Below are 19752 nucleotides of genomic sequence, written 5' to 3' on the forward strand. Positions count from 1 at the left end.
TATATGTACAAGATATGTACGAGTTTATGGCTATAACGAATTCTCCTTTCTACTGTTGTAATTCCAAGGGCCTAATCCCGTTTTTAAGTCATTTTCCCAAAAACTGTTCAAAAACAGCAAGCCCCATTAACAAATCTCGTCTTTATTAGAATTTAATTTAGAATTAATCAAAATAAACACTTCAATTGCTTGAGAAAGCCTTGGCATGTACCTTTGGACAGATTTAACCAATCCTTTACACACCTTATTTATCAACCTTAACACAACAAAATGAGTTGGTTTTCTAAAACGTTTTCCAGTACTATAGGCCGCAAACTTCTAGTGGCTGTCACTGGTTTGTTTCTCTGCTCTTTTTTGGTGGTGCACCTGGTGGGCAACCTGCAGCTGTTCAAGGGTGATGGAGGAGCTTCCTTCAACATCTACTCCCATTTTATGGCCACCAACCCTTTAATCCGCACCATGGAAATAGTGCTGGTACTAGGATTTGTTTTCCACATCTACGAGGCACTGGTGCTTACGCGCCGCAACAAGAACGTGCGTAAAACAGCGTATGCGTACAACAGACCCCAGGACAACAGCAACTGGTCTTCCCGCAACATGGGTTTGTTGGGTACTGTTATCCTGGTGTTCCTGATCATTCACCTGTACAACTTCTTCTGGCGGGCGCGTTTCGGTGAGCCTAACATGATTGACATTGAAGGCACCGGCTATGATGATTTGTACTCTGTAGTAGTGCAGTCTTTCCACCTGTGGTGGTATGTGTTGATCTATGTACTGGGCCAGATTGCCTTGGGATATCACTTATACCACGGTTTCTCCAGTGCTTTCCACACTTTGGGCCTAAACCATAAGAAATATACCCCGGGCATTCAGAAATTTGGAGCCTTCTTTTCCATTGTGGTACCAGCCGGTTTTGCGGCCATGCCACTTTACTTTTTCATCAAAGACGTTGTTTTGAGCTAAGCAGATCGATATGATTTTAGATTCAAAGATTCCCGAAGGCCCATTAGCCGAGAAATGGGACAAGCATAAATTCAATGTAAAGCTGGTAAACCCGGCTAACAAACGTAAATACGATATCATTGTGGTAGGAACCGGTCTGGCCGGAGCTTCTGCCGCTGCAACCCTTGCTGAGCTTGGGTACAACGTAAAGGCTTTCTGCTATCAGGATAGCCCGCGTCGTGCGCACTCCATCGCTGCCCAGGGTGGTATCAACGCCGCCAAAAACTACCAGAACGATGGTGACAGCGTGTACCGTCTGTTCTATGACACCATCAAAGGTGGTGACTACCGCGCCCGCGAAGCCAACGTGTACCGTTTGGCCCAGGTGAGCGTGAACATCATTGACCAGTGCGTGGCGCAAGGAGTTCCTTTCGCGCGTGAGTACGGCGGATTGCTGGCCAACCGCTCCTTCGGGGGTGCTCAGGTAAGCCGGACGTTCTACGCCCGGGGCCAAACCGGTCAGCAGCTTTTGTTGGGTGCCTACTCTGCCCTGAACCGCCAGATCGCGTACGGCAAGGTGAAATTATACCCACGTACCGAGATGCTGGACCTGGTGATGGTAGATGGCAAAGCCCGCGGTATCGTGACGCGTCACCTGGTAACCGGTAAGATTGAATCACACAGCGCGCATGCGGTGATTCTGGCCACCGGTGGATACGGAAACGTGTTCTTCCTTTCCACTAACGCCATGGGTTCCAATGCTACGGCTGCCTGGAGAGCATACAAAAAAGGAGCTTTCTTCGCGAACCCTTGCTTTACCCAGATTCACCCAACCTGTATTCCGGTTTCCGGTGGTTACCAGTCTAAACTGACTTTGATGTCTGAGTCACTCCGTAACGACGGACGGGTTTGGGTACCTAAGGCAGTTGGTGACAACCGTGCCCCGCAGGACATCCCGGAAGACGAGCGCGACTACTTCCTGGAGCGCAAATATCCATCCTTCGGTAACCTGGTACCACGTGACGTGGCTTCCCGTAATGCCAAACAAGCCTGCGACGAGGGACGCGGCGTAGGAACCACCAAACTGGCCGTATACCTTGATTTCGCCGATGTAATCAAGCGTGATGGTGCTGACAAAGTTGCCCAGAAGTACGGTAACTTGTTTGACATGTACGCCAAGATTACGGGTGAGGACCCATACACTACCCCAATGCGTATCTACCCGGCGGTACACTATACCATGGGTGGACTGTGGGTTGATTACAACCTGATGACTACTGTACCAGGTCTGTATGCTACCGGTGAGTGTAACTTCTCTGACCACGGTGCCAACCGTCTGGGTGCTTCTGCCCTTATGCAAGGTCTGGCTGACGGCTACTTCGTAATTCCTTACACCATTGGAGATTACTTAGCCCAGATGCCATCTACCCGCGTGGAGACCTCTCACCCAGCATTCAAAGAAGCCGAGACCGCTTTGAAAGCCAGCGTTGACCGGCTCCTTAGCATCAACGGTACCCGTACTGTGGATGAGTTCCACAAGGCTTTGGGCCAGATCATGTGGGATTACTGCGGCATGGCCCGTAACGCCGAAGGCTTACAGTTTGCCAAGCAGGAGATCAGAAAACTGCGTGATGAGTTCTGGAGAGACGTGAAGATTGTAGGCGTGAACGAAGAACTGAACATCACCCTGGAGAAAGCAGGCCGCGTGGCTGACTTCCTGGAGTTAGGTGAGCTGATGGTAGATGACGCCTTGAACCGTAATGAATCTTGTGGTGGCCACTTCCGTGAGGAATTCCAGACTCCGGAAAACGAAGCACTCCGTGACGACGATAACTACACCTATGTAGCCGCCTGGCAATATACCGGTGACAACCAACAAGCCGTGCTGCACAAAGAGGAGCTGAAGTTTGAGAACGTGAAATTGACGCAGCGTAGCTATAAATAATGAATAATTAAGAATTAGGAATTAAGAATAATGAGGCAACCTAAGTTAACCACTGCAGACAGCCTCTTTCTTCAATTCCTAATTCTAAATTCTTAATTCTTAATTGAAAAGAAAATGGCTGGTAATAATCCTAACAGCAAACCAATGAACCTGACGCTGAAAGTTTGGAGACAGAAGAACTTCCAATCAGCAGGTAAAATGGAGACCTACCAAGTAAAAGATATATCCCCGGAAATGTCTTTCCTGGAAATGATGGACGTGCTGAACGAAGACCTTCTCCGTAAGGGCATTGATCCTGTTGCCTTTGACCACGACTGTAGAGAAGGTATCTGCGGAACGTGCAGCCTGTACATTAATGGACGTGCCCATGGTCCGGAGCGCGGCACTACTACCTGCCAGCTGCACATGCGCAAGTTCTCTGACGGCGACACCATCACCATTGAGCCTTGGAGAGCGGGTCCTTTCCCTATCCTGAAAGACCTTATCGTAGACCGTTCTGCCATGGACCGTATCCAGCAGGCAGGTGGTTACATCTCGGTGAACACCGGTGGGGTACCAGACGCGAACGAGATTCCAATTCCTAAGGACATTGCAGACAAAGCTTTTGACGCGGCAACCTGTATCCAGTGCGGTGCCTGTGTGGCGGCCTGTAAGAATGGTTCTGCCATGTTGTTCGTGAGCGCGAAGGTTTCTCAGCTGGCCTTGTTGCCACAGGGTAAAGTAGAGCGCAAAACCCGCGTGGAGAACATGGTAGCCCAGATGGACAAAGAAGGCTTTGGTTCTTGCACCAATATTGGTTCTTGTGCTGCGGAGTGCCCGGTAGGGATCTCTCTGGAGAACATTGCAAAACTGAACCGCGAGTACATTGGAGCTGCTTTCACGTCTGAGAACGTTTAAGCGTAACTGATTCTAATGAAAAGGCGGAGCTTCCCTGGGAGGCTCCGCCTTTTATTTTTAGTCTGATTTATGAAAAAGGGGCTTAAAATAGAAGCCGAAGAAGTAATGGCTAGGTGGCGAAGCGGCCAAAAGCAGTAACTTTAGAGCCGCTTACGCTGTTAAACTAGCCAAACCTATTACTTAATGATACTCATTATTTCGGGTACTAACCGACCTAATTCCATCACCCTGAAGGTAGCCAAACTGTACCAGCAACTGTTAGCTGATAAAGGACAGGAATCAGACATTTTGGACCTACAGGACCTTCCCCTTGATTTCGCCTCTCCCAACCTCTACAAGAGCGAACTGTACTCCCAGGAATTCATTAACCTTAGGAAACGTGTGGCTGATGTGCAGAAAATGGTATTCGTGGTGCCGGAATATAACTGCTCTTACCCAGGCGTGCTCAAGGCCTTTATTGATGGTTTGGAGTACCCAGATGCCCTGCGCAGAAAGAAAGGTGCCCTGGTGGGCCTGTCTACCGGCAGCCAAGGCGGGAACATTGCGCTAAGCCACCTCACCGATGTGCTCCACTATTGCGGGCTGCACGTGCTGGCCCAGAAACCCCGCTTCCCATACATCCACAAGCACATGCAGGAAGGACAGTTCACCAATCCGCTGTACCGCCAGCTTCTGGAAGAGCAGATCGAGGAGTTCCTCTCTTTTTGAGACGCAGATGTAGGGGCAACCCTAGTGGTTACCCTTAACGGCTATAGCAGCTAAACAGGTTATTTTAGAGAACGCCTCACCAAGTTGCACTTGAGGATTATAGTCCTCCTATAGGTGGACAGCCACCAACAAATGACTGAAGGCGCAACAGAAAACAATGTGTAGGGGCAATCACAAGGGTTGCCCTACGGTCCAGATACATTCCTTAAAAAGGCGCTGATTCACATTTCCCCTAAAATAAAAAAAGAAGCCCTGAAACGCAATCCGTTTCAGGGCTTCTTTTTTGAAAACAGGGCTAAAACGCCTAGTCTACATTATCATGCAGGAAACGGTTGTCTCCTAAAAGTTCGTTGTCATCGTTCAGGTTGAAGCGGGAGATCTTCTGCTCCGCTGAAGGCACTACATTCTCCAGTTGCACATTTCTGCGCAGGTAAGCAGGAACTTCCAGTTTCTCTTTGATAGAGGCATCTGAGTAGGCATCTGCGCTCAGTCTGCGGAGACGCTCACGGCGCTCATCCATGCGGCTCTGCTGCGGATCTCTTACTTCCTGCACCGGCTCTGGCACGAAAACCTCTTCCTCATAGGCAGGAGTTACCACACCATTATCAGAATCCAGGTCAAAAACGATACGATTGGTATTCTCAGCTACCGGAGCGGGCTTGCGCACTGGCTCATTCGCAACCAACTGGTTAGCGGACGCAGGCGGGGTTACCGTGTAAGTGGCGGATACTACCGGAGCGACTGGCTCTACAACTTCCTCAGTTATGGCCTGAGGCGCAGTTGCTCCAACTGGTGCTGCTGCCTCAAAAGACTTTTTTGGGGCTGGCAGGCTTTCAATTTCGCGTGCAAAACCAGTAGCAATCACGGTCACCCGTATGCTGGCTCCCAAAGAAGAATCAATCCCGTGGCCAAAGATCACCTCTGAATCATCGCCGGCTTTCTCCTGGATATAATCAGTGATCTCGGTCAGTTCATCCATTTCCAGTTCTGCCTGGTCACCAGACATGATGGAAAGAAGGATTTTCTGGGCTCCGTGGATATCAGTGTTGTTGAGCAACGGAGAAGACAAAGATTCCTCAGCAGCCCGCAGTGCTCTGTTCTCACCTTCGGTGATGGCAGAACCCATTACGGCAGCGCCGGAGTCTTTCATTACCGTCTTCACGTCTTCAAAGTCCACGTTCACCTCAGAAGTCACCGTAATGATCTCGGCAATACTTTTGGCGGCAGTGGTCAGAACGTTATCGGCTTTGGCAAACGCCGCCCTGATAGGCAGGTTCCCAAACATCTCGCGCAGTTTGTCATTGAGGATAACAAGAACGGTATCGCAGTTGTCGCTCAGTTCTTTGATACCGTTGTCAGCGGCGGTGCGCTTCTTACGGCCTTCAAATGCGAAAGGAGCAGTAACAATACCCACCGTAAGGATGTCCATCTCTTTGGCCACCTTGGCAATTACCGGAGCGGCACCGGTTCCGGTTCCACCTCCCATACCTGCCGTGATGAATACCATCTTGGTGTGGGCACCTAACAGTTCTCTTATCTCTTCCTTACTTTCTAAGGCAGCCTGTTTGCCACGCTCCGGGTTAGCCCCAGCACCAAGTCCTTCGGTAAGGGTGGTCCCGATCTGGAGTTTGTTAGGCACACTGCTGCTTTTCAACGCCTGTTCATCGGTATTGCACACCACAAACTCCACGTCCTTAATGCCTTGGTTGAACATGTGGTTCACGGCATTGCTTCCTCCTCCGCCAACACCAATTACCTTGATGATAGATTTGGAGTGCGATGGCACATCAAACTTATACGATGAAAAACTCATGTTATCTCTCCTGAAATTACGCGTTAATAGTTCTGTTGCTTATCGTCAAAATCATCGATCAGCATGCTTTTGGTACGCTCCATTATCTTACTGAAGAAACCTACCCCACCTCCACTGTTGCTAGCCTTCTGAACAGGTTTCACCTCATTGGTGCTCCGGACAACCGGCGTGTTAGCCATTTCTGTATAGCGGTTCACCCGCTCATCCAGTGCCTGGTAACCCGCCAGAACCAAACCTACGGTAGTTGCAAACATGGGGCTTTTCACAGAGTCTATCTTGCTCTTACCCAAATGCTCATTCGGATATCCGATACGGGCATCAAGGCCTGTCAAGTACTCTACTAATTGCACCAGGTTCTGCAGTTGCGCACCGCCTCCGGTGATCACAACGCCTGCCGCCAATTGGTTGGCATACCCGCTTCTAACAATTTCTGAGTAAACGAGTTCAACAATTTCCTCCATTCTTGCTTCTATAATGAAAGCAAGGTTTTTTAAGGATATTTCTTTAGGGGTCCGGTCACGCAGGCCAGGGATGGAAACGATCTCATTATCAGAGGCTTCGTCTGCAATGGCCTTCCCAAAACGCACCTTCAGTTGCTCAGCCTGGTTCTGCATAACCATGCAACCCTGCTTGATGTCTGAGGTTATGATGTTCCCCCCGAAAGGAAGAACTGCGGTGTGCCGGATAATATTGTCTTTGAAGATAGCCAGGTCTGTGGTTCCGCCCCCAATGTCAATCAGGGCAACGCCTGCCTCGCGCTCTTCTTCGCTCAGCACAGACATGCAGGAAGCCAACGGTTCAAGAATGAGTTGGTCAATCTCCAGACCGGCGCGGCTGATACACTTGGTGATGTTGTTCACCGCGTTAGACTGGGCCGTGATGATGTGGAAGTTGCCTTCCAGACGCACACCAGACATGCCTACCGGATCCATGATACCATCTTCGTAATCCACTTTGTAGTCTTGTGGCATTACGTGGATGATTTCACTGCCCGGTGGTGTCACCAGACGGTACATATCATTGGTAAGACGGTTCACGTCTTCCACGGTGATCTCGCTGTCAAGGGAGGTGCGTGTGATGGAGCCGTTGTGCTGCAGACTTTTGATGTGCTGCCCGGCAATACCCACGTTCACTACCTTTATGTCAATGCCAGATTGCTCTTCGGCCTGTTTTATCGCTTTACGGATGGCTTCAACGGTTTTGTCAATGTTGCTTACCATGCCCCGCACTACCCCTTCAGAAACCGCTTTCCCCAAGCCAAGGATCTCTAGCTTGCCGTATTCATTCTTCCTACCTACCAGCGCGCAAATTTTGGTTGTTCCAATGTCTAAGCCTACAACTATTTTGTCGTTCTGCGTCATGTTCTTAATTATTCACAAATAATCTGATCCTTGTATTCCACATTCAATCGGCTGTACTTATCCCAACCCACTACTGGCATCACTTCTTTGTAGAAGATGAAAAGCCTTCTGAATTTCTCCTGCACATTCACCGGTTTCCCGAACTCAATGCGCTGGTCACCCACCTGGGTCAAAAAGCTCACCTTGCCTTGCTGGTCAATGTCCATGTGGGCAAGCTGTGCGTTCCAGAACGGGTCTTTTTCAATGTACCGTAGCAGGGACAGATACGCAATTCCCACTGAGTCCTGAAAAAAGGAGCCTCCTTTGGCAGATGTCACCACTGATGCTGTCACAGGTATGACATGGGCCGTGTATAGGGTAGACAAAGGCAGCTGGTTTCCTTCTTCGTCTAAGTACACGTCCTTCTCAGTGCTTAGCAACCTGGCTATTGGCCGGTTTTGCTGAATCGTGACATTGATGTTTCCCTCCAGATCACGAGAGACCTCCGCTTCGCGCACAAATTTATGCGATTTAATCCGCATTTCCAGCCGCTTGAGGTCAATCTCCTCTTTTTTCATTCCCGTGAGTGGCTGACTCCCGTTACGGGTCAGCAGCGCCATCACTTCCGATTCACTAAGAAAGTAATTGTTATACTCATTATCAATTTTAATATTAACTTTTTTACATATTTTTCCCTCCTGTCTAGCTTTTGAAAATCCCGCTAAAAACACAAAGCCCCCCATGCAAAAAACGGCAAATAGAAGCGCTTTTACCTTTCTATTCCATAACATGGTCCTTCTCCTCCAGTAAGCATTTAATCTCTGGCACCAGGGTGTCTATATCCCCGGCTCCAACGGTAGCTAACACATTATAGTCCAAATCATTTGCCAATAATTCCAACACTTCATTTTTGCGCAAAAGACGCTTATCGGTCTTTAATTGCTCAAACAATAGTGCCGAGTTTACCCCGGGAATTGGCAGTTCCCGGGCCGGATATATCTCCAAGAGCCATACCTCATCCGCGAGGCTCAGGCTTCGGACAAATCCATCTAAAAAGTCGCGGGTGCGAGTGAATAGGTGCGGTTGAAAGATTACCCTCAGCTTCTGCCCCGGATACAACGCCCTTACCGATTGAAGGAACGCCTCTATCTCTCTGGGGTGGTGAGCATAATCATCTAAATATACTCTTTTTTCAGATGCAAATACCTTTTCGAACCGTCTTTTTACACCCGTATATTCTGAAATTCCCGACCTTATTTTTTCCACCGGAACACCAAGCAAAGAAACCGCCTGGGCAGCCGCCAAAGCGTTCTCCACGTTATGGAATCCCGGGACCTGCAAAGCAGTCTCGGGCAGAAGTAAGTTCCGTCCCTGCGCCGAAAATTTCATGGCGCCATCTGCAATCTTCACGTCCGTGGCGCTTAGTTCCTCATTCTCAAGCCCGTACCTGATCACGGTCACCGTTGGGTCAACCGCTTGGGCCAGGGACTGATCGGCGGTGTGGTTGAGCAACAAATAACCGTTAGGTTTGATCTGCCGCACAAACTGCCGGAACGAGTCCACCAAAGCTTCTTTCTGGCCGTAGATGTCCAAGTGATCAGGATCAGTAGAGGTGACAATGGCGATGTCTGGGTACAGCGTGAGGAACGAGCGGTCGTACTCATCGGCCTCCACCACGGCCAGGGCGCGCTCCTCTTCCTGGTGCGGCAGCAGCAGGTTTGAGCCTAAATCGGTGGAAATACCCCCTAAAAATGCGGAAGTGGAAACATTGGCGTGGTGCAGCAGGTGCGCCACCATAGACGAAGTGGTGGTTTTGCCATGCGTGCCGGCCACCGCCACAAGGTATTGGTCTTTGGTCAGCAGACCCAGCACCTGGGAGCGTTTCATGATGGTAAAGCCTTCCCGCTCCAGGTACTGCCGCTCTGCGTGGGTGGCAGGAACGGCCGGGGTTAAGACCACCAGCGTTTCTGCCTTGTTTTCCCTAAATGAGGCCGGAATCAGCGCTACGTCATCTTCAAAATGGATGGTGGCGCCTTCCTCTGTCAGCTTCTGGGTCAAGGGGGTGGGTGTTTTGTCATAGCCGGCCACGGCGAATCCTTTGGCCAGAAACCACCGGGCGATGGCACTCATGCCAATGCCCCCGATGCCCAGGAAATAGATATGGCGGTATTGGTGCAGATTCATCAGGTTAGCTTCAGAAGTTCTTGGACAATGGCTTCGGTGGCGTGCGGCTTGGCCAATTGGGCAATATTCTCACGCAGCGTTTGCTGCCTAGCGGGGTCTTTGCCTAAAGCAAAAGCGGCATCCCACAATTTCTGCGAGGCCTCAAAATCTTTCACCAGCACGGCGGCGTCTTTCTGCACCAGGGCCATTGCGTTTTTGGTCTGATGGTCTTCGGCCACGTTGGGCGAAGGCACCAGGATGGATGGTTTCTTGGCCAGGCACAGCTCAGAGATGGAAAGCGCCCCGGCCCTTGAAATCACCACATCGGCGGCGGCGTAGGCCAAATCCATCCGTTTGATGAAGTCATAGGCCCTGACCTGGTCGGCTGGATAGTTCCTGGCTGATTCCTCGGCGGTTAGAAAAAAAGCTTTCCCGGTTTGCCAGATAAGGTTGTAGCCCGCCTCCTGGATTTTCTGCAGCGCCAGTTGGGTGCTTTGGTTCAAGGTACGGGCGCCCAGACTTCCACCAATCACCAGAAACGTAAGCCGATCCGGGTTCAGGCCGAAAAACTGCATGGCCTCGGTCCGCTTGCCTTCAAGTTCTGCTATATCACGCCGCACCGGGTTGCCGGTGAGCACGATCTTAGCGCTGGGGAAATACTTGTACATGCTGTCATAGGCCACGCAGACTTTGTCCACTTTGTTGGCCAGCAGCTTATTGGTGATGCCCGCGTGCGAGTTCTGCTCCTGGATCAAGGACGGGATCTCCATTTTAGCGGCCGCATACAGCAAAGGGCCGCTGGCGTAACCACCCACCCCTACTACCGCATCGGGTTTGAAATCTTTGATAATCTTGTAGGCTTTCCGGATGCTGGATATCACTTTCAGCGGAAAGGAAAGGTTGTCTACCGTAAGGCGACGCTGCAGCCCGCTGATCCAGAGCCCGATGATTTTATAACCGGCCTCAGGCACGCGCGTCATCTCCATCCGGCCCTGGGCCCCCACGAAAAGGATCTCCGCCGACGGGTGCAGTCGTTTGATCTCGTTGGCGATGGCCACCGCCGGGTAAATGTGCCCACCGGTACCCCCGCCGCTGATAATGAATCTATATTGTTTCTCAGGCATGCGTTAACACGTTTGCGGGTTTGTTAGCCGTGGGCGCGGCGGCTAGTTTGGCCTCATGCTCACTCCGGCTCACACTCAGGATAATCCCGATGGAGATACCGGTGAAGATGAGCGAGGTCCCCCCCATACTCAGCAGCGGCAGCGGCAGACCCGTGATCGGACCCAAGCCCACGGCCACGCCCATGTTCACCATGGCCTGAATGACCAGACTGAAACTGATGCCCGCGGACAGTAATCCGCCGAAGGCCCCTAAACTGTTGGTCACCGCCATCATGCCGCGGTACAGGAAAGCCAGGTACAGGAACAGGATCACAGCGCCTCCCAACATGCCATATTCTTCAATGATGATGGCGTAGATAAAGTCTGAGTACGGGTGCGGCAGCACGTTGCGCTGATCTGAGTTTCCGGGGCCTTTTCCTAAAACCCCGCCCGTTGCAATGGCGATGTACGACTGCTCCAACTGGAAAACCGTCTGGTCTTTATCCATGAAGTTCTCAATCCGGGAGATGGCCGTCTGCGCCCGTTGCCCCAGCGCCAGCGCAATGGTTCCGAACAATGCCCCTACCGCAATCATGATCATGATGGATTTCATAGGAATCCGGCCAATGAACATCAGAAGCAGGCAGGTCAAAAACAGCAGCAAGCCGGTAGAGATGTTACTCATGGCAATCAATCCGCAGATCAAACCGCTCCAGAGAAACAGCGGAATCAGGGTCTGCTTGGATTCAATGTTCATCTGGCGCTTGCTCAGGATGCTGGCCAGGTAAGAGATCAAGGCCAGTTTGGCCAAATCCGAAGGCTGGAACGTCTGATTGATCACCGGGATGGTGAGCCAGCGCGAGGCCTCGTTGATGTTGGAGCCTTTGAGGTAGGTATAGATGAGCAGGGGCACCGAGAAAATGAGGGCCAGCAAACTCAGTTTGGCATAGTAGCGATAATTGATCTTGTGCGCGAGCCACACGAAAGCCAACCCGATGAAGATCAAGCTGGAGTGTTTGAACAGGTAATACTCGGTGTTACCGCCCATCTTTTTGTAGGCCAGCGTACCGGTAGCCGAGTACACCACGGCAATACTGATGAGCCCAAACGTCAAGACGATGCCCCACAAAATGGGGTCGCCTTTGAGATTGTCACGAAGCCAGTTTTTTACAGGAGTCATGCTACGGTACTTTTAAGGGTGGCAACTGCCTGGGCAAAAGCGCGGCCCCGGTGTTCGTAATTGTTGAAAAGGTCAAAGCTGGCGCAGGCCGGGGAAAGCAGGACCACATCATCGGCCTCAGCAAAATCCTTGGCCAGCTGCACTGCCTCATTCACGTCGCGGGTCTCCACCATTTTCAGGCCTATTTGGGAAAAAGCAGCCAGAATCTTGCTGTTATCCAGGCCCAGGCACACTATGGCTTTCACCTTCTCCTGCACCAGCGGCAACAGCGGCGTGTAGTCATTGCCCTTATCAGTGCCGCCCACCACCCACACTATTGGTTGCTGAATACCGTCCAGTGCGTACCAAACGGCTTCCACGTTCGTGGCTTTGGAATCATTGATGAAGCGCACACCCTCTATCTCCCCTACCGGCTGCAAACGGTGCTCGGCATTCTGGAAAGTACCCAGGGCTTCTTCAATCTGGGTTGGCTCGATGCCCACCAGCAGCGCGGCGCCTACTGCGGCCATGGTGTTGTATTGGTTGTGCTGCCCAATCAAAGGCGACTTGGAGGTATCTACTTTGGCGCTGATTTGCGAAAAAGAGGCTGAAATCTCCTGACCCTGGAACTGGATCGCCAAGCCTTCCGATGCTTTCAGGCCAAACGGCACCTGCGTGCCCGGCACTTCGTGCGATGCCATGTATTTCTGGATCTCGGCATCATCCTGGTTGAACAGGAAGAAATCTGAAGAAGTCATGTTTTGGGCAATCCGGAATTTGGCGGCCGCGTAGTTTTCCATCTGGTACCCGTAGCGGTCCAAGTGGTCTGGGGTGATGTTGAGCAGGATGCTGATATGCGCTTTGAAGCTGTACATGTTGTCCAGCTGGAAACTGCTCAGTTCCACCACGTAGAAGTCGTAGCCGCCTTCCAGCACCTTTCCGGCCAGGCTCTCGCCCACGTTCCCGGCCAGGGCCACTTTCAGACCAGCGCTTTTCAGGAGATGGTAAGTCAGCAGCGTAGTTGTGGTTTTGCCGTTGGTGCCCGTGATGCAGATGCACTTACCGGAGGCGTAGCGCCCCGCAAACTCAATCTCCGAGATCACCGGAATGTTGCGCTCCACCGCACCTTGGATCACCGGCGCAGTATCCGGAACACCCGGGCTTTTGATGATTTCAGTGGCGGCATAGATTTGCTCTAGCGAGTGGGTACCCTCCTCAAATGGAATCTGCGCCTGGGCCAATTGCTGCCGGTACTTTTCAGAAATGGACCCACGGTCTGAGACGAACACGTCAAAGCCTTTGGCCTGCGCCAACAAGGCTGCTCCCACGCCGCTCTCCCCTGCTCCTAGTATGGCTATTTTCTGCATTGCTTTTGCTTTTATGTTCTTCGTTTAGGGCCTGTTTTCCTTAAAAGAGGCTCCAAACAGATTATCTTAATTTCAGGGTCACCAAGGTCAAAATCGCTAGCATGATGCCCACTGTCCAGAAACGGGAAACGATCTTGGATTCATGGTAGCCCAGCTTCTGGTAGTGGTGGTGCAACGGAGACATCTTGAAGATGCGCCGACCCTCGCCGTATTTCTTCTTGGTGTATTTGAAGTAGCTCACCTGCAGCATCACCGAGAGATTCTCCACCAGGAAAATCCCGCACAGGATGGGAATTAAGAGCTCTTTTCTCAAAATCAGGGCTAAAACGGCGATGATCCCGCCAATAGACAAGGAACCGGTATCGCCCATGAACACTTGGGCCGGATAGGAGTTGTACCACAGGAAACCCACGCAGGCACCCACAAAAGCGGTACAGAAAATCACCAGCTCCCCGGTGTTAGGGATGTACATAATGTCAAAGTAATCGGCGAAGATGGAGTTACCCGATACCCAGGCGAAAACCGCCAGCGTGGTCCCGATGATGGCCGAAGTCCCGGCCGCCAGACCGTCGATTCCGTCGGTGATGTTGGCGCCGTTTGATACGGCTGTGATGATGATGATCACCAGCGGGATGTAGAGGAAACGGGCATAGGAACCCAGCAACGGACTCGCGAAGCTGAAAAACTGGTAATAGTCCAGCTCATTGTTCTTGGTGAAAGGCACCGTGGTGATCATCTTCCGGACATCGGTGAAAGTGCTGGAGACGTCAATGGCGGAGAGGCCTTTGGTGGTAAGGTACTGGCGCACTACCACGTCCTCGGAGAAAAACAGCGTCAGGCCCACAATCAGGCCAAGGCCCACCTGGCCCATCACCTTAAAGCGACCGGCCAGACCTTCCTTGTTTTTGCGGAAAACCTTGATGTAGTCATCCAGGAAGCCGATGGCGCCCAACCACACGGTAGACACAAGCATGAGCAGAATATAAACATTATCCAGGCGCGCCAACAGCAGGGTGGGCAGCACAATGGCCAGCAGGATGATAAGCCCGCCCATGGTGGGGGTGCCTCTTTTCTCCAACTGCCCTTCCAGACCCAAATCCCGGATAGACTCTCCTACCTGTCGGCGGTGCAGGACCCTGATAAGGCGTCCACCGAAAATCATGGCAATCAGAAGCGAGAAAAGGGCAGCCAGTCCGGCCCTGAACGAGATGTAGCGCATTACGCCCGCCCCGTAGAAGTCAAACTGCCTATCCAGAAAATCAAAAAGGTAATAAAGCATCCGTTTCTTTTTATCGTGAGAGAAGCGTCTGGTTGGGGACTCTTCTCACCTAAGTCATTTTAGTTTTTCAGTATCTGCCTTACTTCTGGAGCAAGGCAAATGACTCCTGCAGCACCTGCTTGTCATCAAACGGCGACCGCACGCCTTTCACTTCCTGATAGGTCTCGTGGCCCTTGCCCGCCACCAGGATAATGTCATCGGCCTCGGCCAGCAGCACGGCGGTTTTAATCGCCTCGCGGCGGTCCACCACCGATATTGCTTTCTTCAGATCGGTGCTTTTCACGCCAGCCTGCATCTGGTTCAGGATTTCCTGCGGATCCTCGTCCCGCGGGTTGTCTGAGGTTAGAATCACGCGGTCACTCATCTTGGCGGCGATATCGGCCATGACCGGACGCTTGGCGGCATCGCGGTTACCACCGCAGCCCACAATGGTGATGACTTTCTGCTCTGGTTTCCTGATCTGCTGAATGGTCTGCAGCACATTCTCCAGCGCATCGGGCGTGTGGGCATAATCCACAATGCCGGTGATCTGACCCGGTGACACCACATAATCGAATCGGCCCGCGGCAGAGGTAAGATTAGAAAGACTGGCCAGCACTTCCTTCGGATCTTCGCCCAGCAGGGTGGCGGCGCCATACACTGCCAGCAGGTTATAGGCGTTGAAGGTGCCTATCAATCTGAACCACACTTCCTGCCCTTCTAGCTCCAGCTGCAATCCCTGGATGGAGTTGTCCAGCAGGCGGGCTTTGAAGTCGGCTTCTTTGCGGAGGGCGTAGGTGTATTTGGCGGCTTTGGTGTTCTGCAGCATGACCATGCTGCGCTTGTCGTCAGCGTTTACCAGCGCGAAAGCTTTACGGCTCAGGTTGTCGAAAAACAGCTTTTTAGCCCGGATATACTCGTCAAAGGTGCCGTGGTAGTCCAGGTGGTCGTGGGTGATGTTGGTGAAAACCGCCCCGGTGAACTGCACGCCGGTAACGCGGTGCTGCACCAAGGCGTGCGAGCTCACTTCCATGAAGGCGTGCGTACAGCCGGCTTTCACCATCTGGGCCAGCAAACCCTGCAGCGTGATGGCATCAGGGGTAGTATGCGAAGCGGGGATCACGGTCTCGTTGATCTGGTTCTGCACCGTTGACAGCAAGCCGGCGTTGTAGCCCAGGTCACGGTAGAGTTTGTGCAGCAAAGTCACGCAGGTGGTTTTGCCGTTGGTGCCGGTCACGCCCACCAGTTTCAGTTTGCGGGAAGGATTGCCGTAGAACTCGGCGGCTACCAGCCCCATGGCCTCGGCCACGCTGGGTACCTGTACGAAGGTGACATTGTCCGGAGCGTTTTGGGGCAGTTTTTCGCAAAACACCACAGAAACGCCCTTCGCCACCGCCGTCTCTATAAAATCATGGCCATCGCGGAGCGTCCCTTTGATAGCAAAGAAAGCCACGCCCGGCCCAGCCTGGCGAGAATCCATTGTTAACGCAGAAAGCTCGGGGTTAGAAGGCCCGAGCAATTGCGTTGACTGGAGTACCTGAAGCAGGTTTTCTAGTTGCGCCATGTGTAGTTAGTGTAATGGTGATAATTGTACCTTTCGCCACGGGTTGCCCCGGCGGAATGCTTTGGCTCTCTACCCGCCCCAGCCCGATGGCCCGTACTTTGATGCCGTGGTTCCCCAGCAGGTAAAGCGCATCTTTTAAGGTCATGTCGGTGACATCGGGCACCTGGCCCATTTTCACCGGCACCGGTTTAAGCGACACCGACTGTTTCTGGGTGTCTACCCGTACCCAATCTTCCTCGGGGCTCAGCGGGTGGGCACTTACGCCTAGTTTGTTGCAAAGGATGGTCAGTTCTTCCTGGTTTCCGGCGTGCAGCACGGGCAATTTGGGCTGTACCCCTACCGGGCGGCGCACCATAGGAGCATGGATGGCGAGGTCCTGGGCGTAGGCTTTGTCAGCCAATTCCCGGAAAACCGGGGCGGCCACGTCTCCGCCGTACTGGGCGTTTTTCTGCGGAGAGTCAATAATCACAATACAGCTATACTTCGGGCGGTCTGCCGGGAAGTAGCCTACAAAAGAAGTGGAGTATTTTCTGGTGTACTGGCCGTTGATCACCTTTCGGGCGGTACCGGTTTTACCGGCCACCTTGTAGTCTTTGCTCTTCAGGTTTTTGGCCGTTCCGTTCTCCACCACGCCTTCCATCATCTGCCGCAGCTGCGCCAGGGTCTCGTCAGAACAGATTTTAGGGTTCAGGACCTTGGCTTCGTAAGACTCTAGGATCTGATCGGCGCGCTTGATGCTCTTCACAATCATGGGCTGCACTTTCACGCCGTTGTTAGCCACCGCATTGTAAAACGCCAGGGTCTGCAACGGAGAGATCTTCAGCTCATACCCAATGGCCATGGTAGACAGCGACGGACGGCTCCAGCTGCGGTCTTTGGGCGATTTGATGTAAGGAATGGCCTCGCCGTTCATCTGGAAGCCCAGCGGCTGGTGCAACCCGAATTTGTGCAGGTAATCAACGTACTTCTGCGGGTCCTTCTCAAAGGTCTGCTGGATGAGTTTGGCTACCCCGATATTGGACGATTTTTCAAAAACCTGCTGTAAACTGATTCTGCCGTTGCCGTGGGTATCAGTCTTCACCGCTCCCCCAATGCGCTCAGAACCGTTGCCGGTATCAACGGTATCGGTCAGTTTCATGTCGGTTTCCTCCAGCAGGGCCATCATGGAAGCCAGCTTGAAGGTAGAGCCCGGCTCGGTACGGCCCTGGTTACCCACCGCGTAGTTATAGTCCTCGGCGTACACACCCTCGGCTTGGCGACCCAAGTTGGCAATGGCTTTGATGTGACCAGTCTTCACTTCCATCAAGATCACACAGCCGTGGGCGGCGTCATTGAGGGTAAGGGCACGGTTCAGGGCGTTTTCAGCCACGTCCTGCAGGTTAATGTCAATAGTGGTCTGGATATCGAAGCCGGGCATGGGCTTTACCTCGGTACCGTCGTTGATGGGCTTGTTCCCGCCGGCCATGCGCTCGTACAGGGCCTCGCCGTCTTTTCCGGCCAGGTGGCGGTTAAAGGAGAACTCCAGACCCGCGCCTTTGCGGTCTTCGTTGATGAAACCGATGGTACGCTTGGCCAGGGACCCGAACGGCAGGAACCGGCGGTCCAGTTTCTCGAAGATCACCCCTCCTTTGTTCTTGCCGGCCCTAAAAATAGGCCATTTGGCCATCATCTTCTTGTCCTGGTAATTGATGAGGCGGCCGTTGAGGCGCACGTATTTGCGGCCGGCGCTGCGGGCGTTTTTGATTTTCTGCTTGTAATAAGACGGAGAACGGTCCCCGTAGAAGCGCGACAGTTGAATAGCCAAAGAGTCAATGCCTTTGGAGAAGATGTCGCTGGGCGAGATGGTAGGGTCAAACGCCACGCGGTAGAAAGGCAGCGAGGTGGCCATGATGCGGTCATCGTTGGAGTAGATGTTCCCGCGGGTGGCAAACACCGGCTGGTAATGGAAACGCTTCTCGTTGGCGATCTCGCGCCAGCGGTCGCCGTCCTTGATCTGGATGTAACCAACTTTGTAGATAATCGCGAACGCGAAAAGGCAGATAGCCAAAAAGGCCACCCGCACGCGCGTAACGATGGACCTCTTAATATTCATCTTTCTTCAGAACTACTTGGATGGGTGGAGTGGAGCTTTCCATAAGACCAAGGGGTGCCACGTTTCGGGCCACCTCAGACTGCTTACTCGCCTCCATGTACTCAGATTTCAAAGTGGTGTAATCCGCGCGCAAATCCTCGGTTTCGGCTTTGGTTTTGTCAATGCGGCGAAGGGTACGGTCAGCGTAGTGGGTGTTGCCAATGTAGAACAAGGTCACGCCCATCAGGAACAGCACCTTGGGCAGATACCGCACGGGCAGGCCCTCGGCAAAAAACCAGTCTACCTTGGTGTAGCGGTCCAACAGTTCAAACAAACTGGTCCCCTTCTGGCGCTTTGGGCGCGCAGAACGCGGCTTCTCTACCTTGGGCACTTCCCTTACGGTGTTTGCCTTAGGCCGATTCACTTGTGGACGTACGGTGTTGACTGCCATAATCAAATCGTAAAATGTTTTGCTTTCCCTTCTTTCTCCCTACTTCTTCAACGATTCAGGTGTCTCTCTTTTCTGCGCTACCCGCAACTTGGCGCTGCGGGAGCGGTTGTTTTCCTGTAATTCCAAATCACCCGGCACAATGGGCTTGCGGGTCACTGAATCCAGGGGTTTGATCTCATTCCCGAAGAAATCCTTCTCCACCTCCCCGAAGAACTTACCCTTGGCGATGTAGTTCTTCACCAGCCGGTCTTCCAGGGAATGGTAGGAAATCACCGATAACCTCCCACCGGGCTTCAAGACCTCCACGGCCTGTTCCAGCATTTCCTCCAGGGCTTTGAGTTCATCGTTCACCTCTATGCGAAGCGCCTGGAAAACCTGGGCCAAGTATTTATTTTCTTTCCCGCGGGGCGTAATGCCGGCAATGGCCTTCTTAAAATCTGCGATGGTTTCAATGGGCTGCACGTTTCTGGCCGAGACCAGTTCACGGGCTAGGGTTTTGGCATTCTTCACCTCGCCGTACAACCCGAATATTTTGTGCAGTTGTTCTTCTTCGTAGGTATTCACCACCTCACGCGCCGTGAGCGGACTTTCATTGTCCATGCGCATGTCCAGGGGACCGTCAAACCGGGTGGAGAAACCGCGCTCAGCGGTGTTGAACTGATGGGAGGAAACCCCCAGGTCAGCTAGAATACCGTCTACCTGACGCACGCCGTAGAGACGCAGGTATTTCTTGAGGTAGCGGAAGTTGGCTTTGACAAACGTGAATTTGTCTGAGATCAGCCGTTCGGCCTGCTTCTCGGCATCGGTATCCTGGTCAAAGGAGTAGAGTTGCCCACCCTGCATCTGCTCTAAGATGTGCGCAGAGTGTCCGCCCCCGCCAAAGGTGACGTCTACGTAAATGCCGCCGGGTTTAATAGCCAACGCATCTACCGATTCCTGCAACAAAACGGGCTGGTGGTACTGCATAGGCG

General features: G+C 52.5%; 16 protein-coding genes. 4 read left to right on the forward strand and 12 right to left on the reverse strand.

Features of this window, described 5'->3' with window-relative positions; all coding sequences use genetic code 11:
• Nucleotides 1-270 precede the first annotated feature (270 nt).
• The 4 genes from J3P34_RS21555 (at nucleotide 271) to J3P34_RS21570 (ending at nucleotide 4492) form a co-directional block, all read left to right on the forward strand.
• The gene (locus J3P34_RS21555) at nucleotides 271-963 is read left to right on the forward strand and encodes a succinate dehydrogenase cytochrome b subunit (RefSeq protein WP_210465465.1); all 693 of its coding nucleotides are present in this window, start codon (nucleotides 271-273) and stop codon (nucleotides 961-963) included.
• Between the two features lie 10 nt (nucleotides 964-973).
• On the forward strand, nucleotides 974-2887 hold the full coding sequence (locus J3P34_RS21560; protein ID WP_210490698.1) for a fumarate reductase/succinate dehydrogenase flavoprotein subunit: 1914 nt from the start codon (nucleotides 974-976) through the stop codon (nucleotides 2885-2887).
• 144 nt (nucleotides 2888-3031) lie between these two features.
• A complete protein-coding gene (locus J3P34_RS21565; RefSeq protein WP_210465467.1) occupies nucleotides 3032-3784 on the forward strand; it encodes a succinate dehydrogenase/fumarate reductase iron-sulfur subunit in 753 nt (250 codons plus the stop codon).
• A gap of 183 nt (nucleotides 3785-3967) precedes the next feature.
• On the forward strand, nucleotides 3968-4492 hold the full coding sequence (locus tag J3P34_RS21570; RefSeq protein ID WP_210490699.1) for an NADPH-dependent FMN reductase: 525 nt from the start codon (nucleotides 3968-3970) through the stop codon (nucleotides 4490-4492).
• Nucleotides 4493-4796: 304 nt separating this feature from the next.
• Here J3P34_RS21570 and ftsZ read toward each other — a convergent pair whose 3' ends face one another.
• The 12 genes from ftsZ to rsmH form a co-directional block, all read right to left on the reverse strand.
• A complete protein-coding gene (ftsZ, locus tag J3P34_RS21575) occupies nucleotides 4797-6305 on the reverse strand; it encodes a cell division protein FtsZ (RefSeq protein WP_210490700.1) in 1509 nt (502 codons plus the stop codon).
• A gap of 23 nt (nucleotides 6306-6328) precedes the next feature.
• Nucleotides 6329-7666 carry a cell division protein FtsA gene (gene ftsA / locus J3P34_RS21580; protein ID WP_210465470.1) on the reverse strand — a complete coding sequence of 446 codons (1338 nt, stop codon included), beginning with the start codon at nucleotides 7664-7666 and terminating at the stop codon, nucleotides 6329-6331.
• 8 nt (nucleotides 7667-7674) lie between these two features.
• Nucleotides 7675-8265: a cell division protein FtsQ/DivIB gene (locus J3P34_RS21585; RefSeq protein WP_246850250.1), complete on the reverse strand. Its 591-nt coding sequence runs from the start codon at nucleotides 8263-8265 to the stop codon at nucleotides 7675-7677.
• A 157-nt stretch (nucleotides 8266-8422) separates the two neighbouring features.
• On the reverse strand, nucleotides 8423-9829 hold the full coding sequence (gene murC, locus J3P34_RS21590) for a UDP-N-acetylmuramate--L-alanine ligase (RefSeq protein ID WP_210490701.1): 1407 nt from the start codon (nucleotides 9827-9829) through the stop codon (nucleotides 8423-8425).
• Nucleotides 9829-10932, reverse strand: coding sequence for an undecaprenyldiphospho-muramoylpentapeptide beta-N-acetylglucosaminyltransferase (gene murG / locus J3P34_RS21595; protein ID WP_210490702.1), 1104 nt, complete (start codon nucleotides 10930-10932; stop codon nucleotides 9829-9831). The genes murC and murG overlap by 1 nt, the downstream gene beginning before the upstream one ends.
• Nucleotides 10925-12091, reverse strand: a complete 1167-nt coding sequence (locus tag J3P34_RS21600) for an FtsW/RodA/SpoVE family cell cycle protein (RefSeq protein ID WP_210490704.1) — start codon at nucleotides 12089-12091, stop codon at nucleotides 10925-10927. The genes murG and J3P34_RS21600 overlap by 8 nt, the downstream gene beginning before the upstream one ends.
• A complete protein-coding gene (murD, locus tag J3P34_RS21605) occupies nucleotides 12088-13437 on the reverse strand; it encodes a UDP-N-acetylmuramoyl-L-alanine--D-glutamate ligase (RefSeq protein WP_210490705.1) in 1350 nt (449 codons plus the stop codon). The genes J3P34_RS21600 and murD overlap by 4 nt, the downstream gene beginning before the upstream one ends.
• Before the next feature lie 61 nt (nucleotides 13438-13498).
• Nucleotides 13499-14716 carry a phospho-N-acetylmuramoyl-pentapeptide-transferase gene (gene mraY, locus J3P34_RS21610; protein ID WP_210490706.1) on the reverse strand — a complete coding sequence of 406 codons (1218 nt, stop codon included), beginning with the start codon at nucleotides 14714-14716 and terminating at the stop codon, nucleotides 13499-13501.
• A gap of 79 nt (nucleotides 14717-14795) precedes the next feature.
• On the reverse strand, nucleotides 14796-16259 hold the full coding sequence (locus J3P34_RS21615; protein WP_210490707.1) for a UDP-N-acetylmuramoyl-L-alanyl-D-glutamate--2,6-diaminopimelate ligase: 1464 nt from the start codon (nucleotides 16257-16259) through the stop codon (nucleotides 14796-14798).
• Complete coding sequence (locus J3P34_RS21620; RefSeq protein WP_210490708.1) at nucleotides 16198-18351, reverse strand: penicillin-binding protein; 2154 nt, start codon at nucleotides 18349-18351, stop codon at nucleotides 16198-16200. Before J3P34_RS21620 ends, J3P34_RS21615 begins: the two co-directional genes overlap by 62 nt.
• Nucleotides 18341-18781 (reverse strand): FtsL-like putative cell division protein, encoded by a 441-nt coding sequence (locus tag J3P34_RS21625; protein ID WP_210490709.1) that lies wholly within the window; start codon nucleotides 18779-18781, stop codon nucleotides 18341-18343. The genes J3P34_RS21620 and J3P34_RS21625 overlap by 11 nt, the downstream gene beginning before the upstream one ends.
• A gap of 39 nt (nucleotides 18782-18820) precedes the next feature.
• A complete protein-coding gene (rsmH, locus tag J3P34_RS21630) occupies nucleotides 18821-19747 on the reverse strand; it encodes a 16S rRNA (cytosine(1402)-N(4))-methyltransferase RsmH (RefSeq protein ID WP_210465480.1) in 927 nt (308 codons plus the stop codon).
• Nucleotides 19748-19752: the final 5 nt, after the last annotated feature.

The organism is Rufibacter aurantiacus (genome assembly GCF_017916345.1).
GTDB lineage: Bacteria > Bacteroidota > Bacteroidia > Cytophagales > Hymenobacteraceae > Nibribacter > Nibribacter roseolus.